General features: G+C 42.9%; 16 protein-coding genes. 12 read left to right on the top strand and 4 right to left on the bottom strand.

The genetic code is table 11. From position 1 onward, the window contains the following. The first annotated feature begins 35 nt into the window (after nt 1–35). Both AAZR19_RS11805 and uxaC read left to right on the top strand, forming a co-directional pair. Nucleotides 36–1133, top strand: coding sequence for a Gfo/Idh/MocA family protein (locus AAZR19_RS11805; RefSeq protein WP_041106565.1), 1098 nt, complete (start codon nt 36–38; stop codon nt 1131–1133). A gap of 109 nt (nt 1134–1242) precedes the next feature. Beyond that, nucleotides 1243–2679, top strand: a complete 1437-nt coding sequence (gene uxaC / locus AAZR19_RS11800) for a glucuronate isomerase (protein WP_041106563.1) — start codon at nt 1243–1245, stop codon at nt 2677–2679. An 86-nt stretch (nt 2680–2765) separates the two neighbouring features. On the opposite strand, the gene AAZR19_RS11795 is transcribed toward uxaC, so the two are convergent. After that, nucleotides 2766–4259, bottom strand: a complete 1494-nt coding sequence (locus tag AAZR19_RS11795; protein WP_041106561.1) for a peptide MFS transporter — start codon at nt 4257–4259, stop codon at nt 2766–2768. Nucleotides 4260–4522: 263 nt separating this feature from the next. Between AAZR19_RS11795 and AAZR19_RS11790 the strand changes: the two genes are divergently transcribed. The 10 genes from AAZR19_RS11790 (at nt 4523) to AAZR19_RS11745 (ending at nt 15607) form a co-directional block, all read left to right on the top strand. Next, nucleotides 4523–6310, top strand: a complete 1788-nt coding sequence (locus AAZR19_RS11790) for a right-handed parallel beta-helix repeat-containing protein (RefSeq protein WP_163114335.1) — start codon at nt 4523–4525, stop codon at nt 6308–6310. Between the two features lie 199 nt (nt 6311–6509). After that, nucleotides 6510–7835, top strand: coding sequence for an LLM class flavin-dependent oxidoreductase (locus tag AAZR19_RS11785; protein ID WP_041106559.1), 1326 nt, complete (start codon nt 6510–6512; stop codon nt 7833–7835). Nucleotides 7836–7852: 17 nt separating this feature from the next. After that, nucleotides 7853–8356, top strand: coding sequence for a GNAT family N-acetyltransferase (locus AAZR19_RS11780; RefSeq protein WP_024425523.1), 504 nt, complete (start codon nt 7853–7855; stop codon nt 8354–8356). Nucleotides 8357–8377: 21 nt separating this feature from the next. Then, a complete protein-coding gene (locus AAZR19_RS11775) occupies nt 8378–9172 on the top strand; it encodes an amino acid ABC transporter substrate-binding protein (protein WP_024427304.1) in 795 nt (264 codons plus the stop codon). 24 nt (nt 9173–9196) lie between these two features. Next, complete coding sequence (locus AAZR19_RS11770) at nt 9197–9871, top strand: amino acid ABC transporter permease (RefSeq protein ID WP_034283777.1); 675 nt, start codon at nt 9197–9199, stop codon at nt 9869–9871. Nucleotides 9872–9883: 12 nt separating this feature from the next. Beyond that, entirely contained in the window at nt 9884–10630 is a 747-nt protein-coding gene (locus AAZR19_RS11765) for an amino acid ABC transporter ATP-binding protein (protein WP_025093644.1), read from the top strand. A gap of 34 nt (nt 10631–10664) precedes the next feature. Continuing rightward, on the top strand, nt 10665–11822 hold the full coding sequence (locus tag AAZR19_RS11760) for an amidohydrolase (protein WP_041106557.1): 1158 nt from the start codon (nt 10665–10667) through the stop codon (nt 11820–11822). Further along, nucleotides 11813–13147 (top strand): MmgE/PrpD family protein, encoded by a 1335-nt coding sequence (locus tag AAZR19_RS11755; protein ID WP_163114325.1) that lies wholly within the window; start codon nt 11813–11815, stop codon nt 13145–13147. The genes AAZR19_RS11760 and AAZR19_RS11755 overlap by 10 nt, the downstream gene beginning before the upstream one ends. Nucleotides 13148–13497: 350 nt before the next feature. Continuing rightward, nucleotides 13498–14190: a winged helix-turn-helix domain-containing protein gene (locus tag AAZR19_RS11750; RefSeq protein WP_434703241.1), complete on the top strand. Its 693-nt coding sequence runs from the start codon at nt 13498–13500 to the stop codon at nt 14188–14190. Then, nucleotides 14180–15607, top strand: coding sequence for a sensor histidine kinase (locus AAZR19_RS11745; protein WP_218676944.1), 1428 nt, complete (start codon nt 14180–14182; stop codon nt 15605–15607). Before AAZR19_RS11750 ends, AAZR19_RS11745 begins: the two co-directional genes overlap by 11 nt. A 38-nt stretch (nt 15608–15645) precedes the next feature. On the opposite strand, the gene AAZR19_RS11740 is transcribed toward AAZR19_RS11745, so the two are convergent. The 3 genes from AAZR19_RS11740 to AAZR19_RS11730 all read right to left on the bottom strand — a co-directional run bounded on the left by AAZR19_RS11740 (nt 15646) and on the right by AAZR19_RS11730 (nt 19643). Further along, nucleotides 15646–16491: a GAF domain-containing protein gene (locus AAZR19_RS11740; protein WP_218676943.1), complete on the bottom strand. Its 846-nt coding sequence runs from the start codon at nt 16489–16491 to the stop codon at nt 15646–15648. Nucleotides 16492–16655: 164 nt separating this feature from the next. Then, complete coding sequence (locus tag AAZR19_RS11735) at nt 16656–18032, bottom strand: aspartate kinase (protein ID WP_434703238.1); 1377 nt, start codon at nt 18030–18032, stop codon at nt 16656–16658. A gap of 174 nt (nt 18033–18206) precedes the next feature. Then, nucleotides 18207–19643, bottom strand: coding sequence for an MDR family MFS transporter (locus AAZR19_RS11730; RefSeq protein WP_087975272.1), 1437 nt, complete (start codon nt 19641–19643; stop codon nt 18207–18209). Nucleotides 19644–19647: the final 4 nt, after the last annotated feature.

Here is a 19647-nt window from a genome sequence, read left to right as displayed (position 1 = left end):
AAAATAAACTGTAAGCTACTTGAGGAGGAACAATCATGCAGAAAAGTGATGGAATGAATTATGCTCCTAAGGGAAAAAGTGCCCCTGTTGTTACAGAAGGACAATTCGTCATGGCGGCTATAGGTCTTGATCATGGACACATCTATGCAATGTGCAATGGATTAACTGAGGCTGGGGCTACATTAAAATGGGTTTATGATCATGATCAGAAAAAAGTACAAGAATTTTGTAAAGCTTATCCGGAGGTACAGGCAGCCAAAAGTGAGAAAGAAATTCTCGAAGATCCAGATGTAAGGCTCGTGGCAGGCGCAGCCATTACATCTAAACGCTGTGATTTAGGGCTGCGTGTTTTAGATCATGGTAAGCATTACTTTACCGATAAATCACCTTTTACAACGTTAGAACAATTGGAGCTTGCTCGTAAAAAAACAACTGAAACGGGGCTTAAATGGGCTGTTTATTATAGTGAACGTTTGCACGTGGAGAGTGCCGTATTTGCTGGTCAATTGATTGAACAAGGAGCAATTGGAAAAGTGGTACAAGTTCTTGGAACTGGCCCACATCGTAGTAATGTAGAAAGCAGACCAAGCTGGTTTTTTGAAAAGGAATATTATGGAGGTATTCTATGTGATATTGGCAGTCACCAAATTGAACAATTCCTTTTCTATTCTGGCGCAAAAGATGCAAAAGTTGTACATAGTAAAGTGGGCAATTATAAGCATCATCAATATCCAGAATTAGAAGACTTTGGTGATGCTACTTTGATTGCTGATAATGGGGCTACAAACTACTTTAGAGTAGACTGGCTGACTCCTGATGGCCTTAGCACTTGGGGAGATGGGCGCACATTCATTCTTGGAACAGATGGGTATATTGAAATTCGCAAATACGTAGACATAGCAAGGGATAAAATAGGAGACCATTTATACTTAGTAAATCAACATACAGAGCAGCATTTTTCTCTAAATGGAGAAGTAGGATTCCCTTACTTTGGTGAACTTATTTTAGATTGTTTAAACGGTACTGAAAATGCTATGACTCAAGAACATACTTTTAAAGCCGCAGAACTTTGCTTAATTGCACAACGAGACGCAATCTACGTAAATACGGAGTGTGAATTAAGTAAGATCTAAAAAAGTGAGGTGTTATTTTTGTTAATAACACCTTATTTCATTTAATTGAGATTTTCTTAACATAAGTTTGAAGGATAAAGAAACGATAAAATGTATAGAGGTGACGATATTGTCTACATTCCTAAGCGAAGATATGATGCTTCATCACGAAAGTTCAAAAGTTCTTTATCATGATTATGCGAAAAATATGCCAATCTATGATTTTCATACGCATTTAATGGCTGATGACATTGCTGCTAACAAAAAATATGAAAATATGACTGATATTTGGCTTAATGGAGATCACTATAAATGGAGGGCTATGCGATGGTTAGGCGTAGAAGAAAGATTGATCACGGGGAATGCAAGTGACAAGGAAAAATTCTTAGCTTGGGCCCAAACTGTTCCATATACAATAGGAAACCCTCTTTATCATTGGTCACATTTAGAATTAAGCCGTTATTTCAATATAAATGAGTTGTTCTCAGAAAAAAATGCACATCAAGTTTGGGATATATGTAATGAGAGATTAAATGAAAGTAACATGTCCACAAATGGAATTTTAGAAAAATTTAATGTAAAAGTTGTATGTACGACTGATGATCCAATCGATACTTTAGAAATTCATCAAATCATACGTAAAGATGTAGGAATTAAAACCAGGGTCCTACCTACATTTAGACCGGATCATGCTTTAAATATTGAACAATCAAATTTTGTGAACTATATAGAAAAATTAGGTGATTCAATCAACGGCGCTGTTTTAACATATGAAAACTTTATCGCTTCATTACATTCACGAATTGATTATTTTCACGCGAATGGATGCAGAATTTCTGATCATGGTTTTGAAATATTTCCATTTTCACCAGCTACTGAACAAGAAGTGTCTTCTATATTTGTACGTGCTTTGCAAGGAAAAACACTATCCCTAGAGGATATCAATAAATTTAAAACAAACACTCTTATTCACCTGAGTAAAAAATATCATTCTCTTCATTGGACCATGCAATTACACATAGGTGCTTTAAGGAATAATAACACACGAATGTTCAAGTTAACGGGGAAAGATAGTGGGTACGACTCTATGTCTGACTTCCACCTAGCAAGACATTTAAATGGTTTTTTGAATGAATTAGACAAAGACAACCTTTTACCTAAAACAATTATCTATAATTTAAATCCCGCTCATAATGCGATTGTGGCCTCTACTATAGGGAATTTTCAGTCTTCTGATGCCAGAGCAAAAATTCAATTTGGATCCGGGTGGTGGTTTAATGATCAAAAAGACGGCATGCTAGATCAAATGAAAACATTATCTAATATAGGTTTGCTTAGCACTTTCGTAGGTATGCTTACAGACTCAAGAAGCTTTTTATCGTTCCCTCGCCATGAATATTTCAGAAGAATTTTATGTCATTTATTTGGGACTTGGATAGAAAATGGTGAGCTTCCAAGGGATTACGAATTTATAGGAAAAATAGTCAAAGATATTTGTTATCACAATGCTGTGAATTATTTTAACATTGAAATAAATGAGACAGTACCAATGAAAACGAATGAATAATACAGTAAGATATAAAATTTCTATATGAAGACTGATCATCAATAAAGTAAAAAACTGGACATGAGGTACTCATGTCCAGTTTTTTATTAATGAACGCCTTTCATCGCTTTCTTAATCACTGGTGTAAGTAATAGCATCACACCGCATAAAACGATGGCAAGGAATCCGATGATACCGAAATAGACGGTTTCTGGCACTTTATCAAACAGTTTGACTACTTGCGCATTGATCGCCTGTGCCATCGCATTTGAAAGGAACCAAAGGCTCATCGTTTGCGCTGAGAAGGCAGCAGGTGCCAGCTTTGTTGTCGCTGACAGTCCAACTGGTGATAAGCAGAGCTCTCCGATCACGACGAGGAAGAAGCTCAGAACGAGCCATAATGGGCTCACAAGTGTGTTCGGACCAGACATGTATGCAGGAATGATCATGATGATGAAGGATAACCCTGCAAACAGAAGGCCGAGTGAGAATTTAATCGGGGTAGACGGCTGTTTCTTCCCAAGTCTGACCCATAACCAAGCAAACACTGGAGACAGCAGCACAATAAAGATTGGGTTCAATGATTGGAACCATGAAGACGCTAGTGTCATCCCAAGGAAATTCAAGTTTGTTCGTTGATCTGCATATGTCGCTAAAATGTTTGAGCCCTGTTCTTGAATCGCCCAGAACATCACGGCAGCAAGGAACAATGGAATATAAGCGAGAACCCTGGATTGCTCCACTGCGCTCGTCTTTTTACTGAAATACATGACAATGAAATAAACAATCGGAATGAGTACACCAAGTGCACTGACAAACCAAGTGAATAGATTAATTGTGAGGGCGCCTGTTTGAATGCCAATGACAGCAAAAACCGCGAGCAAAATCACAACCAATGAACCGTAAATTTTGAAGTTCTTACGTTCGGCAGCTGATAATGGATTGGTCACATACGTGCCGGCAAGACCAAGGTTCGGTTTTTTTGTGACCACAAATGTAATAAGTCCAACAAGCATCCCAACGGCAGCGAGTGAGAACCCGAGGTGGAAATTCACTTTTTGACCGAGTGTTCCGACAATTAAAGGGGAGATAAAGCCACCCATGTTGATCCCCATGTAGAAAATACTAAATCCAGAGTCCCTGCGCGGGTCTGTTTTTGTATACAGGTCACCAACAATGTTTGAAACGTTTGGCTTGAGTAGACCTGTCCCGATAATAATCAGTCCCATACTAATAAAGAGCGCTGTTGCTCCGCTTGGCAAAGCCAAAATCACGTGGCCAAGCATAATGAAAACTCCGCCATAAAAGACCGTACTGGATGATCCAAATACCCGGTCGGCGAGCCATCCGCCAATAACTCCTGACATATAGACAAGCGCACCGTAGACGGACATGATCGAATTGGCTGTCGTCTGGTCAAAACCTAGACCGCCTTTTGTCACCTCTGTGTACATATAATAAATAAGCAGTGCACGCATGCCATAATAGGAGAAACGCTCCCAAAATTCAGTGAAAAACAGTGTGTAAAGTCCTTTAGGATGTCCAAAAAACCCTTTTTGAGGAACACTTTTAACAATTTTATCGTGATCAATTGTAGACATGGCATAGATCCTTTCTTAAAAAAAGAGATATGAGAAAAATGATATTCTTGTATAGTTCTTGTGTCAATATAAAACTATTCTAAAACAGGAAAATGTTAGTTCAATAGGCGTAAAGACTCAAAAAAATGAAAAATTCATTGAAGTGAAAATTATCGGAAAGTTATTCCGAAAGAATTTATTTAAAATTTGAAGCAATGTACAAGCAAACCTTTTACACATGCATAGGATGACGAGAGGACATGTGTGAAAAGGAGTGATTTAGGTTGGGGGAATTGAATGAAGCTGATCTAAGAAAACCTGTTGTCAATGTACTAGATTTTGGTGTAATTGCTGACGGGAAAACGGATTGCACAGCCAAGCTCAATGAATGTTTAGAGTGGACAAAAGCACAAGGGTATTCCCATGTCTGGCTACCGAGCGGCACGTATTTAATAGATGCGGTGTACAGAGGTGATCCATTTTTTCCTTTCCGAGGTGCAGGTATACGGGTGCCAAGTCATATATGTATTGAGATGGCGTCAGACGCTGTAATAAAGGTAAAACCAAATGATTCATGGGGATATTCAGCTTTTTATATAGGAAAGGTTGAGCATGTGACCATTCGAGGCGGGCGTATTGAAGGGGATCGTCATGAGCATGTATACAAGCCGCTCCCCGCTGAACGAAGAACCCATGAATGGGGCTTTGGGATATGTATTGAAGGTGCCTCCCATGTAGAGGTCAATCATGTCCAAATAAAAAATTGTACGGGAGACGGCATCATTGTTAGTCCCCACGGTTTGTTGACAGAGGGTGAACCATACTCGCCTGCTGCATCTATTGATATTTCTGGCTGCACCATCACAGATTCGAGACGCAACAATATTTCGATTACAGGCTGTGATGGGGTTATTGTGGAGGACTGTCTCTTGGAAAGAGCAGGAGTAAATGGGGTCGAGCCAAGAATGGGCATTGATATTGAAGGCTATGGAGAAAATGCTGTTAATATGGAGGAGCCTTTGAATATTCAGATTCGCAACAACATCGTCAGAGGAGGTGCAGCAAGCTCCATCTATAACTTTAACGGCTATGGTGTGATCATTGAAGGCAATCATACAGATAGCAGTATCTCCTATGGCTTCTCCACCGAAACGATCATTGCCAACAATTTGATTCGTGCAGTAGGAGGAGGTGTTACAAAAGCAGGGATTACGAGTTTAGGCGTCTCACTTGGCCAAACGGAAAACAATGTGATGATTATTGGCAATATGATTGAGGGGTTTGAAAAAGGAATTGATGTGAGAGGAGACAGCGTTCACATTACAGGCAATAAGATTAGTCTTTTTGAAGATGCGGCTGTGTCCGTTTATATGGCGAATCGTATTCTAATAGAAGGAAACCATATTGAATCAGGAACGAATACCGGAAAAAGAAGCGCCTCGCTGCGTATCTATCAATCGGATAGTGTCGTTTTTTCAAACAATACGGTCTACTCTGTTATCGATGCGGCCGTGGTGAGAGGAACGAATATTCTCATCCAGCACAATCAATTCAAAGAATTCAGCAGAGGAATCTGGGTGCAGGAAGGGGAAGCAGGAATCAACGGCAACCACTTTATTCAAGAAGGACACCCGGAGCTAGATTCTTCGTATACGATCAGTGTCACTGGAAATGCAAAGGCTTTCATCTGGCAGAATCGCTTTAAGCACTATCAAAACTACGCTGTATACAGCAGCACGACGGGGGCATTGGAAATTAAAGATAATTCCTTTGAAGAAACATCCTTATATGTCGTGATGTATATTAAAAATGGTTCACCACAAATTGGAGATAACCGCTTCTATTTAAATCGATCGATCGGACAGCCGACGGCGATCTTTATTGACCAGACTGCCTCAGCCCGTGTGCTGCGTAATAACATCATCAATAGATCTCCTCAAAAAGCGATTGCCGTCCGCACCGCAAATTCCACTCATTCTGTGATCGCTCACAACATGCTGGAGCGTAGTCAATTGGTGACACATACCACAGACCGGCTCATCGGAAATATTGAGATTGATACACCGTCATGAGCGTTTGAAATCCCTTATTTTGGAGGTTCAGAAGGCGGTTGACAATCCTGTAAAAAGGGCATATAGTAATAATTATTTTTCATTTTTCGCAACATTTGCCCTTTTTTTTATTAATAAAACCGATTAATTCAATCAGAAAAATGTATCTTCTAAGGACTTCGGTTTGATACATTTAGGATATAGAAAGGATGAAGAACAAGTGTCACAGCCGAAAAGGAAGCTCAAGCTAGGCGTATTCATCGCAGGAACTGGACATCACGTTGCCTCTTGGAGACATCCGAATGCAGTACCAGATGCAGCCATGAACCTAAATTATTTTAAACAATTAGCGAAAAAGGCAGAGGAAGGAAAGCTGGATTTGCTCTTTTTAGCCGACAGTTTATCCATTAATCAAACCTCTCATCCGAACGTATTAACGAGATTTGAACCGCTCACGCTGCTTTCATCTATTGCTGAGTCTACCTCAACCATTGGTTTAGCAGCAACAGCTTCCACTACATACAGTGAGCCTTTCCATATTGCAAGGCAGTTTGCTTCCCTTGATCATTTATCAGGAGGAAGAGCGGCATGGAATGTGGTCACATCTTCTATTGAAGAAACAGCGAAAAATTTTAGCGGAGAAGAGCATTTAGCACACCATAAACGATATGAGCGGGCAGAAGAGTTCGTCGAGGTCGTCAAAGGTCTCTGGGATTCTTGGGAGGAAGACGCTCTGGTCCGAAACAAGGAAACAGGAGAATTCTTCGAATCTAGTAAGCTTCATGAGCTCCAGCACAAAGGTGAGTTCTTCTCAGTCAGGGGGCCTCTCAACGTATCACGTACGCCGCAAGGGCAGCCCGTGATCATTCAAGCAGGATCTTCCGAAGATGGCCAAAAGCTTGCAGCAAAAACAGCAGAGCTCATTTTCACAGCACAAAACGATCTCGATAAAGCGAAGGAATTTTATCAAAGCTTGAAGGGGAAAGTAGAGGCTGCTGGCCGTGCTAGAGAGGACGTCAGTATCATGCCGGGTATCTTCCCGATCATTGCTGATACAGAGGAAGAAGCCCAAGCGAAATATGAAGAATTACAGGAGCTGATTGTTCCTGAGATTGGACTGAGCATTCTGCAAAATTACTTAGGCGGAATTGATCTGTCTCAGTATCCTTTAGACGGACCGCTTCCAGAGATTGATCCAAGCACAACAAATGCGGTGAAAAGCCGTTTTGATCTCGTGATGAATATGGCGAGAAAGGATAACCTGACCATTCGCCAGCTCTATCAATCGGTTGCCGGCTCACGCGGTCATAATATTTTCATTGGAACGCCGCAGCAGCTGGCAGATGTGATGGAAACATGGCTTCGTGAAGAAGCAGCAGACGGCTTTAATGTCATGCCGCCGCTCTTGCCAGAAGGGCTGGATGTGTTCGTAGACCGCGTCGTCCCAATCCTTCAGGAACGAGGCTTATTCAAAACCGATTACACAGGACAAACCTTGCGAGAAAATCTCGGATTAACAGAGCCAAAAAATCGCTACACGACATAAGGGTGAGGTGACTAACGTTGGGATACACGTTTCGTCTGGCAACAGAGGCAGATATAGAGGCGCTGCTTGAACTGACAACAAGAGCCTACGAGCCAATTCGTGAGCTCGGCATCCAGTTTCAAGCAGCACATGCTGATTTCGCTCTCGTTCAGAATAATGTACAAAAGAATCTTTGCTATGTGATGGAAGAAAACGGAGAGCTTCTATCCACCTTATCACTCCGTATGCCTTGGGGAGAGCAGCCAGGACCGTTCGGCGTCCCTCATATCTGGTGGTTTGCCTCAGAACCAGCCGCCAAAAAAGGCACAGGCTCAGCCTTGCTGGAATGGGTGGAAACTGAAGTGCTAAGGGATACACTGAAGGTGCCGTACGTGTCGCTCGGTACAGCTGATAAGCATCCATGGCTGATAGAGATGTATGAGCGTAAAGGCTATGTCAGAGCAGGTGAAAAAGATTTAGGCAAAGGTCATATCACGGTTTATTTCAAAAAACAATTAAGATCAGATATCACACAACCATAAGAGGAAGAAGGGTTTACAAACATGAAAAACAAAAAGTGGCTAGTCGTTCTATTTGCAGCAATGCTGGCAGTTTTAGCAGCTTGCGGCGGCAACAATCAGAGTGAAGGCAAAGACGAAAAAGTGTTAAAAGTAGGCGCTACAGGACAAAGCTATCCGTTTGCTTATAAAGACAATGGCAAGCTTGTAGGATTCGATGTTGAAGTAACAGAAGCTATTGCGAAAAAGCTTGGCTACAAACTAGACTGGCAGCTGAGTGAATTCAGCGGACTGATGGGACAGCTAACGTCTGGTAAGCTCGATACAGTGTCAAACCAAGTCGCCATCACAGACGAGCGTAAACAAACATTTAACTTTACAGATACGTACGCTTACGCAGGAACACAAATCATCGTGAAAAAAGACAACAACGACATCAAAGGTCTTGACGATTTAAAAGGAAAAACAGTGGCGGCGGTTCTTGGCTCTAACCATGCTAAAAACTTAGAGAGCAAAGACCCTGACAAGAAAATTAAGATTAAAACATATGAAACGCAAGACGGCGTATTAAATGAAGTGGCAAATGGCCGCGTAGATGCATATGTCAACGGACGCAGTGTATTACTTGCTCAAATTGAAAAAACAGGTCTGCCGCTGAAAATCGTAGGCAACCCAATTGTATATGAAGAAGTAGGCTACCCATTTGCGAAAGATAAAAAGCATGACAAACTAAGAGAAGAATTTAACAAAGCCATCAAAGAATTGAGAGAAGACGGGACACTTAAGAAATTGTCTGAGAAATATTTCAAAGACGATGTGACAGTGCCAATTAAAAAATAACGACAGCGGCGGTGAAGAGCAGACATGAACAAAATTGATTGGCAGTATATGGTGACGGTGTTTCCGACATTGCTTCAATACTTGCCGATAACGATCTTCATGGCGATTGTCTCCATGGTATTTGCCATTATCATTGGTGTGGTATTCGCTCTCATTACGAAAAACCGGATACCTGTTTTATACCAATTTGCCAAGCTGTATATTTCTTTCTTCAGAGCGGTTCCAACCTTGGTTCAGCTCTTTCTCATTTATTTTGGTCTCCCGCAGCTATTCCCTGCGATGACCTCAATGGATGCTTTAACAGCGGTCATTATCGGATTAAGTATTAAAAACTCAGCATACTTAGCAGAAATTTTCAGAGCGGCTCTGAACTCAGTTGATGAAGGGCAGCTTGAGGCATGCTTATCTGTTGGCATGACAAGATGGCAGTCTTACATCAGAATTATTTTCCCGCAGGCCATTAGAAATGCAATTCCAGCGACGGGGAATACCTTTATCGGTCTTTTAAAAGAAACATCTCTTGCCTTTACGATTGGTGTGGCAGAAATGTTTGCACAAGGGAAGATGATTGCATCGGCGAACTATAAATACTTTGAAACCTATTTAGCCGTAGGGATCGTGTATTGGGTGATGACGATTATTTATAGCTTCCTGCAAGACCTATTTGAACGAAAAATCAGCAAACCTTACCGGAATTAAGGAGGTGTGGACATGATCAAGCTCACCAATTTGAAGAAATCATTCGGCGATCTTGTCGTCTTAGACGGAATCAATCTCGACGTGAAAAAAGGGCAGGTTGTGGCCATTATCGGACCTTCTGGCTCCGGTAAATCCACCTTGCTGCGCTGTTTAAATTTATTAGAAACACCTGATGAAGGGACAATTGAAATTGGCGATGCGAGGCTCGATGCGTCCAAATATTCACGTAAAGAAGCCCATCACCTGCGTCAACAAACGGCCATGGTGTTTCAAAACTATAATTTATTTAAAAACAAGACAGCACTGCAAAACATAACAGAATCACTGCTTGTGACGAAAAAAATGACGAAGCAGCAGGCGAATGAAATCGGTATGAAACTGCTGAAGCAGGTAGGGTTAGAGCAAAAGGCTGACAGCTATCCAGTCACGTTATCTGGTGGACAGCAGCAGCGGATTGGGATTGCCCGCGCGTTAGCGGTTGATCCACATGCGATTTTACTGGATGAACCAACGTCAGCGCTTGATCCAGAGCTTGTCTCAGGTGTGCTTCAAGTCATTAAATCCATTGCGATTCAAGAAACAACGATGATCATCGTCACACATGAAATGGCGTTTGCAAGAGAAGTGGCAGACCATGTGATTTTCATGGCGGATGGTCATATTATCGAGCAGGGGACGCCAACTGAGCTATTTGATGAAACGAAGAATGAACGGACGAAACGATTTATCCAAAAAGAAGCAGCGGCTGAAGAAGCATAAGCTGCTTTTTATTCTTTAGAGGGGTGAGTGTCTAGTGAAATCAATAGGAAATGAAGCTTTAAACAAACGTTTGATCAACATTCGCCGAGCGCTTCATGAGCATCCAGAGCTGGCGTTTGAAGAATTTGAAACGACAAAGAAACTGCGCCACTGGTTAGAAGAGGAAGGGATCACTGTACTTGATATCCCAGCCCTTCAAACAGGCGTTGTCTGTGAAATCAAAGGAGAACAAAAGGGGCCGACAATTGCTTTGAGAGCCGATATTGATGCACTTCCGATTGAAGAGGCATCTGGCGAACCATTTTCTTCGAAGGTACCGGGTAAAATGCATGCGTGCGGTCACGATTTCCATACAGCTTCTATTTTTGGTGCGGCTCTTTTATTAAAGGAGCGGAAACATGAGATCAAAGGAACGGTCCGTATTTTGTTCCAGCCGGCTGAGGAAGTTGCTCAAGGGGCGAAACACGTCATAGAGGCAGGCGTTTTAGATGGAGTCGATGCGATTTTCGGTATGCACAACAAGCCTGACCTGCCAGTTGGCACGATTGGCATTAGAGAAAAAGCATTGATGGCGAGTGTGGACCGTTTTGAAATCGATATTAAAGGAACGGGTGGCCACGCCGGTATTCCAAATCACACGGTAGACCCGATTGCCATCAGCGGGCAGATCACAAGCGCCCTTCAGCAAATCGTCAGCCGCCGCATCAGCTCCTTGCATCATGCAGTTGTCAGTATCACACGCATCCAAGGCGGTACATCATGGAATGTGATTCCCGACCGTGTTGAGATGGAAGGAACCGTTCGGACGTTTGAGCCTGAAGTAAGAGCGATGATTCCAGAGCTTATGAAACAAATCGTCAGCGGGATTGCTGAAGGATTTGGAGCAGAGGCTGAAGTGAGATGGCATCCTTATTTGCCTTCTGTCATGAATGATGAGCGTCTGACAAAGGTGGTAGAAGAAACGGCTGGCTCGCTTGACTTACATGTCGTGCAGGCAGAGCAGTCACCGGGCGGAGAAGATTTTGCCCTTTATCAAGAACGCATTCCAGGCTTTTTTGTATGGATGGGGACTAGTGGTACAAAGGAGTGGCATCACCCTGCGTTTACATTAAATGAAGACGCACTTCCAGCTGCCGCTGCCTTCTTTGCTGAGCTTGCCGTTCGGGCATTGGAGTCTCGATCATGGAATTAACAAAACATCTGGCAGAAGCAGTGCTTTCTGCTGATCCACTGCTAGATGAGCGGGCCATTCAAATGGCTAGCAATGGCCTGTTAGACGCTGCGGCATCAGCGTTTGCTGCGAAAGAGGATGAAGGGATTCAGAAGCTGATGCAGCTTGTTGAACAGGAAGGCGGAGCCGCTCAGATTCCTGTCATTGGACAAGGAAAGAAGGTGAGCCGCCAATCTGCAGCCATGCTGAACGGCTACCTCATCCATGCCCTGGATTATGATGATGTGCACTCAGATGTGAGAGGACATCCGAGCGCGGTCATCATTCCAGCGCTGCTATCACAGCTGACAGACGGCAAAGGGTATGGCGAGCGGTTTTTAGCTGCCTACATCACAGGTGTTGAAGTGATGGCAAGACTTGGCGAATCCATCGGCAAGGCGCATTATGAGCGGGGCTGGCATAATACAGGAACACTCGGAGCCATTGCGGCAGTGTGTGCGATTGGCTATTTGAAACAAGTCTCGCAGGAAGAACTGACGAAAGCAATCGGCTTTGCCGGAGCGCAATCAGCCGGAATGCGAAAGCAATTTGGCTCTGATATGAAACCATTACAAGCCGGCTTAGCTGCTAAAACAGCCGTTTGGTCTATGGATTTAGCTTGTTCAGGTTTTGGCGGGAATGATTCGGTTCTTGATGGCGCGCTTGGTTTCTTTTCACTCTATGGAGATCTGGAACTTGCGAAAAGCCGTTTGCTAGAGGGCTATGGTTCTACATGGCGTATCGTTTCGCCGGGGCTGTGGTTCAAAGTATATCCATTTTGCTCAGCAGCCCACCATGCAGCAGATGCGATCCAATCCTTAATGAAAGAGCGGTCTTTCTTGCCGGAGCAGGTAAAACAGGTCGATGTCATATTCCCGCCAGGCGGAGATGCAGCGCTTATTGAGCGGACACCTTTAACCGGGGAAGAAGGACGATTCAGTGTCGAATACGTCATCGCACTTGCAGTGTTTGGACAGACGCTTACGCTGGATGCCTTTACGAAAAAAACCATTCCATCAGACATGCGGACATGGATGAAGCGGGTAAGCAGAGGATATGATCAAACGACAGAACCCCATCCCGATGCTGTTCCAAAAGGACGCTTTACGATTGTGAAACTCACCTTATCTGACGGCACCACCATTAGCAAGCGGGTTGATATTCCGCAGGGAGCACCAGGCTGTGCGTTATCGAAAGAAGACATCATACAAAAGTTAAGCAGCGTCACAAGCGCATCACAGGCACAGCAGATTTTACAGGCGGTTGAAGAGGAAAACGACACTGCTTATTTGAAGTTGCTGGCATGATAAAAAAGCTCATCGATAGGGGACTGACCCCAAAAGATGAGCTTTTTTAATCCATCTTTTAACTGTCAGGATGCGTGACACATGAGTTTAAAAACCATAAATGACACTGTCCTTCTCTTGATATTTTGTCACGTCATGTTGAATCATATCTTCAACTAACATCTTACCATCTTCTGCAATGCCATCATATAAAAAACCTCATGTGATTCACCGCAGTATTAGTTCTTTCAAAAAGTATGAATAAAAGATGACCAAACGATGATAAGTTCATAAAAACAGTGGAATCCAATTGAGATTTGAAAGGGAACATGTAAAATAAAGAAAAACAATGGTAGCAGCGGAGGCTGATCATGAAAATATTAATGATTGAAGATAATCAGAGCGTTTGTACAATGACGGAAATGTTTTTTCAACGAGAGGGATTTCAAGCGGAATTCGTTCATGATGGATTAGAAGGATTGAATCATTTTAAGCAAGAGGAGAATTGGGATCTACTCATTTTAGATGTCATGCTTCCTTCGATGGATGGTCTGACCATTTGTCAAAAGGTGCGCCAGATCAGTGACATTCCGATTATCATGCTGACAGCCAAGGAAACCGAATCTGATCAGGTACTTGGTTTTGATCTTGGGGCAGATGATTATGTGACCAAGCCCTTTAGTCCACTAACCTTGATGGCAAGAATTAAAGCGGTGAAACGACGCTTTGCTCATACAAAGACTCAAGAAAAGGTGAATGAGGGCGAACGGCTGGAGACAGCACATTTTCAGTTGGATAAGAAAACGAGGGAAGTTTTCCTGGATGGAGAGCGAATAGAGAACCTCACACCGAAAGAATACGATCTGCTGTGCTTTTTTATTCAGCATCCTCGGCAAGTATTTTCACGAGAACAATTGCTTGAGCAAATTTGGGGATACCAATTTTATGGAGATGAACGAACGGTAGATGTTCATATTAAACGGCTGCGCCAAAAAATTGGGGACGGGCCTAAGCCCTTCTTGTATACAGTATGGGGCGTAGGGTATAAGTTCGATGAAGATTAAATATTTTTATCAGCTGCTGATCAGCCACCTTGGGTTATTGCTCATCGCCATTGTCATTATCAGCACCCTTTTATCTCATTTTGTGAAAGATATTGCCTATCAAAACAGAGTGAATGAAATGAGCTCCTATGGGAATGAAATCTTGCAAGATTATAAACGACTCCCTAAAAGCGAGATGACCTTTCGTCTGCGGCCATTTGAAGATATTCTTTCGACGAGGCAAATTCGTTTTTTCGTGTTTGATGAAAAAGGAGATATTCTGTCTCAGCAGCAAGTGATGCCGCCGCATGAAGTATTATTGACAAAGGATTTATGGGCCAAACTCTCAAAAGGAGAGCAAATCATTGTGAAGCGAAGTGATTCACGCCGCCTTGATCAAGAGGCATCACTTGTGGCGCTCCCTGTCATGGAGGATGGAAAGCTAAAGGGCGGAGTTGTCCTTATTGCCCCGATTCAAGGCGCTGAACAGCTCATCGCCCAAATGAATCGTTATCTGTATATCATCGTATTTGTGGCGCTGACGATCACCTTTATTCTCAGCCTGTTCCTGTCTAAATTTCATGTGAACCGTATCAAAAAGCTGAGAGAGGCGACTGAAAAGATTGCGCAAGGTGATTACAACATCAAGCTTGAAAACAAACACCTTGATGAAATTGGCACACTTGGTGAGGATTTTAATATGATGGCCAAGCGTCTTCAGCAATCAAGAGAGGAAATTGATCGGCTCGAAAAGCGCAGACGCCAATTCATCGCAGATGTGTCTCACGAATTGAAAACACCGCTGACCACCATTCGAGGACTGGTGGAATGGCTGAACACTGCGGATGTGTCAGCAGAAGAGAAAGAGAAATGCTATGCCTTAATCACTGACGAGACAAAACGTATGCTGCGCCTCGTCAATGAAAATATGGATTATGAGAAAATTAGATCGAATCAAATTACCCTTCAGAAATTTCATTATCCACTCATTGACACATTTGAAGTGATGAAAGAGCAGCTGAGCCGAATCGCCGAAGAGAAAAACAATCAGCTGATCGTGGACGTTGATCCCGAGCTAAAGGTTTATGCAGATTATGACAGGCTTATTCAAATACTTGTCAATATTACAAAGAACGCCATTCAATTCACAGAAGACGGCCGTATTTACTTAAGAGGAAAACAAGAAAATCAAGAGACGATCATCGAAGTGGAAGACACAGGAATTGGCATTGCGCCAGACGAAGTCAAACACATATGGGAACGTTTTTATAAAGCGGATATCTCAAGAACGAATACACCGTATGGAGAATACGGATTGGGCTTGTCTATCGTGAAGCAGCTTGTGGACCTGCATGAAGGGCATATTGATATGAAAAGTGAAAAAAACAATGGAACGACATTTACCATACGACTGCCGTTTCCAGAAGAAAAGGGCTAAAATGAAGTTCATTTTAGCCCTTTTTGGTGAATCACCACTTATTCATTTTTGGTAAACGTCAACCCAATATGAGCAAGTGCCTGCGGCAAGTCTTTCCGGATAGTGATGTCTTTAAACGATATATTGGAATGAATCGCACTTAAAGCAAGGTCTTGCTTAATACCTGTTAAAACTGCCGAAATCCCTAAAAGTCTCAGCGTTTGTGCGTAGCTGACCAAATATTGAATGCTTTGTTCATTCAGGCTTTTTGTTCCCGATACATCAATGACCAAATGAGAGAGCGACAGCCTGTAGCTTTCCTGTAAAATGGTTTCCAAAATATGCTGAGCACGTGTCTCTTCGATGTCACCAAGCAGAGGAAGCACAGCGACACCGTCAACAACTGGTACGATCGGTACAGACAATTGCCGAATTTGCCGGTTGGCACGGTCTAGTTCGAGGACATAGCTTAATAATGAAGCCATCGTTTCAAACATATATACATGCTCTTCTGTGAACTGCTTCGGCCTCAAATCAAGTCCGCAAATCGTTCCGTAGTTCGTCCCATCTGTGAAATTAATGGGAACTCCAATAAACGAGCCGCCTTGAAGATTTTTCGTAACCTCTAAGTATTTAAAACGGTCATCCTTCGAAATGTCAGGAATCACAAGTGTATCCCGATGATCGACCACAAGCTTGCAAAATGTCTTTTCGTAAGGAAGTTCTTCTCCTTCTTCAAGAAGCTGCTCGTCATGATTTAGCACCTTTACAATTTGATTGGTGTTTTGATCATTTTTAGCAATAAACAGTGTATTCACATCAATGAATTGACTCATCATGTTTAAAATACTAGTAGAAGCATCATGAAAATTGCGAAACTGTTTTAATAGTTGTTGAAGAGGCATTGTTTTAGGACTCCTTGTAGCTCCGATCATAGGCCGGAACGGATAGTTGATTTGTCTCTATCATACAAAATCAAACAAGAAATAGATACACTTTAATGCGCAAAAACACTCTGATCGTCGAGATGAAAAAAGACTGCCGATCCAAAGATCTGGCAGCCTTCTGATTAAAGAGAGACAGGGACAGTAGACATAGAGAAAAATTCCTCATACAAGGCTTGAACAGCTTCTTTTTCTTGAGCCGCTTTGACGCCAAACATCATGCTGACCTCTGAAGAGCCTTGATTGATCATTTCAATATTGACCTTCGCTTTTGACAGCGCCTTTGCCGCTCTTGCTGTTGTACCAACATTATGACGCATCGCTTCTCCTACAACCATAATCAGCGAAAGATTTCGCTCTAAAATGACCTCATCTGCATCAAGCACGAGCTTCAAGCGGTCTAGCAGCTCCTCTTCAATATGCTGCTCCTCCAGCTGATCCTGCCGTAAAATAATGGTCATATCATCAATGCCAGAAGGAACATGCTCATACGTAAGCCCATACTCTTCTAGTGTTTGCAGCACCTTTCGTCCAAAACCGACTTCTCTGTTCATCAAATATTTACTAATGTAAATACTGCAAAATCCATTGTCTGAGGCGATTCCAACAACAGGTCCATTTGTATGGTCCCGCTGATTTACGATTTTTGTCCCTTTTGCCGACGGGTTGTTGGTGTTTTTAATCTGAACCGGAATGCCTGCACGGAAGGCAGGAATAAGTGCTTCATCATGGAACACAGAAAAACCAGCATAGGACAGCTCGCGCATTTCCCGGTATGTCAGCTCTGTAATCTCTTTTGGTTCATGAACGATCGTTGGATTGACGGCATAGACAGCATCGACATCTGTAAAGTTTTCATATACATCTGCCTTCAAACCGTTCGCCAAAATGGAGCCGGTAATATCGGAGCCGCTTCGCGAAAAGGTGACGATGTCTCCCGCGAGACTAAAGCCAAAAAAGCCAGGGAATATAATAATGCCAGAGCGCTCTCTTAATTTGTACAAATGATCATAAGACTCCGGCAGAACTTGCGCTTGGCCAGGCTCATCGCTCACAAACAAACCAGCTTCCTTTGGATTCACATAATGAGCTTCCACACCTTGGTGGCGGAAATAGGCGGCAATGAGCTTAGCGTTATTGTCTTCACCGCTTGCTTTAATGGCATCAAGATAGCACTCAGGGCGGGATGAATCAGCCTGTAATAATGTGTCTAGATCTTGCCTGATGGTATCGATAATGGCTTGACCTAATCCGAGTTCATCCGCTATTGAGGCATACCTCTCAATGACTGCTTCCTTTAAATCATGTGCTTCGCCTAAACGTAAATATTGTTCACCGCAGCTAATTAATAGATCGGTGACCTTTGTATCCGTTGAATGCCGTTTTCCTGGTGCGGAAACAACGACTGCTTTTCGAGCTGGATCTGCTGTTACAATGTCAAATACCTTTTGCAGCTGCTTGCCAGAGGCAAGTGAACTGCCACCAAATTTAACGACCTTCAATGCATACATCTCCTATAGTAAAAATTTTCTCACAAATTGAATAGTTCCTATTATCAACTCTTTTCCTTAAATTATCAAGGTTTTTCTTCACTATAAATACAAATGTTTTTATAGAGAGGACAATATTGTGTGAGTATATGAAAAAAGAGCCGGCCATATGCCGAGCTCTTTTTCTTATGAAGAAGAAGAGGAGGAAGATAGCTCCTGCTTCATTACTTTATTCTCACGTTTTTTTTCCTTTAAGAAAAAGGAGAGGACGAGTCCAATGACCGCAATCAGACCAGAAATGAAGAATGACGTATTCATTCCATGAACGGCCGATTTTAATGGATTGGCCAATTCTGCATTTGCAGCAGAGCTGCTCATGATGGAGACAAGCACGGCCGTCCCAATAGACCCTCCCACTTGTCTCATCGTGTTATTCATCGCTGTCCCATGAGGGATCAAATGAGGCGGTAAAGAGTTAATACCTGCGGTTGTCAGCGGCATCATGATCATCCCAACCCCAATTAACCGAAGCGTGTAGGCGACCGTAATGAGGGCGATCGATGAATCAAGGGTGAGCAGCATAAATGGGAGGGTGGTAACGGTGAGTATCGTAAATCCGCCTAATGCCAGCCCTTTTCCGCCGACTTTATCAAAAATCCGTCCGATAATCGGTGACAGGAGTCCCATGAAGAGAGCACCTGGCAATAAGATAAGCCCTGTATCAAGTGCAGACAGCCCTCTGACATTCTGCGTATAAAGCGGCAGAATCGTCTCTGTACCAATTAATAAAGCAAAGACAAGCATCCCGAGGAAGGTTGTTAAGCTAAAGATCGCAAATTTAAATACGCCAAACTCAAGCATCGGTCTTGTTAAGTTCGACTGGCGCAGGATAAAGAAGAACAAGCTCACGGCGCCGACAATCAGCGAAATGAGGACAGTCGCACTCGTCCAGCCGTAGGTGCCGACACTAGAAAATCCGTAAAGCAATCCGCCGAAACCGAAGGACGACAAGATGACAGATAAGACATCAATACGTGTCTCTCTTTGCTGCGTCACATTTTTCATTAAGAAGAAAGCAAGAATGAGATCAATGATACCGATTGGCATAACAATATAGAACAAGAACTTCCAGCTGAAGGAATCGACAATCCAGCCGCCAAGTGTTGGCCCGAGCGCAGGTGCGAACGAGATGACAAGTCCGACCATGCCCATTGCCTGCCCGCGTTTTTCTTTAGGGAAAATGGTTAAAAAGATCGTTTGCATCAGCGGCATTAAAATCCCTGCGCCGGCTGCCTGTACGATACGCGCTGCAAGTAACACCGGGAAATTCGTTGCAAATGAAGCAAGAATTGTACCGGCTGTAAAGATGCTAAGTGCCGTTAAAACTAAAGAACGGCTTGAAAATTTCTCAATGAGGAAAGCCGTAATAGGGATGAGAATCCCGTTTGTCAGCATAAAGGCTGTTGTAAGCCACTGTCCTTTGCTGACCTCAATATTGAAATCTTCCATGATATGCGGGATCGCTGGAATGAGAAGCGTTTGGTTTAAAATCGCAACGAATGCCCCAACGAGGAAAATCCCAACAATCACAGATCGATTATACGATGTTGTAGATTGATTCATGTTA

The sequence above is a fragment of the Bacillus sp. Je.9.29.b genome (assembly GCF_051129925.1).
Taxonomy (GTDB): Bacteria; Bacillota; Bacilli; order Bacillales; family Bacillaceae; genus Bacillus; species Bacillus safensis.
Note: the sequence above shows the minus strand (reverse complement) of the source record. Positions and strands in the feature narration are given on the sequence as shown.

Bases quoted from the DNA above. Each gene is read 5' to 3' on its own strand.
- AAZR19_RS11770 (WP_034283777.1), top strand. From the start codon at position 9,197: ATGAACAAAATTGATTGGCAGTATATGGTGACGGTGTTTCCGACATTG.
- AAZR19_RS11765 (WP_025093644.1), top strand. From the start codon at position 9,884: ATGATCAAGCTCACCAATTTGAAGAAATCATTCGGCGATCTTGTCGTC.
- AAZR19_RS11755 (WP_163114325.1), top strand. From the start codon at position 11,813: ATGGAATTAACAAAACATCTGGCAGAAGCAGTGCTTTCTGCTGATCCA.
- AAZR19_RS11775 (WP_024427304.1), top strand. From the start codon at position 8,378: ATGAAAAACAAAAAGTGGCTAGTCGTTCTATTTGCAGCAATGCTGGCA.
- AAZR19_RS11730 (WP_087975272.1), bottom strand. From the start codon at position 19,643: ATGAATCAATCTACAACATCGTATAATCGATCTGTGATTGTTGGGATT.
- AAZR19_RS11795 (WP_041106561.1), bottom strand. From the start codon at position 4,259: ATGTCTACAATTGATCACGATAAAATTGTTAAAAGTGTTCCTCAAAAA.
- AAZR19_RS11740 (WP_218676943.1), bottom strand. From the start codon at position 16,491: ATGCCTCTTCAACAACTATTAAAACAGTTTCGCAATTTTCATGATGCT.
- AAZR19_RS11805 (WP_041106565.1), top strand. From the start codon at position 36: ATGCAGAAAAGTGATGGAATGAATTATGCTCCTAAGGGAAAAAGTGCC.
- AAZR19_RS11750 (WP_434703241.1), top strand. From the start codon at position 13,498: ATGAAAATATTAATGATTGAAGATAATCAGAGCGTTTGTACAATGACG.
- AAZR19_RS11745 (WP_218676944.1), top strand. From the start codon at position 14,180: ATGAAGATTAAATATTTTTATCAGCTGCTGATCAGCCACCTTGGGTTA.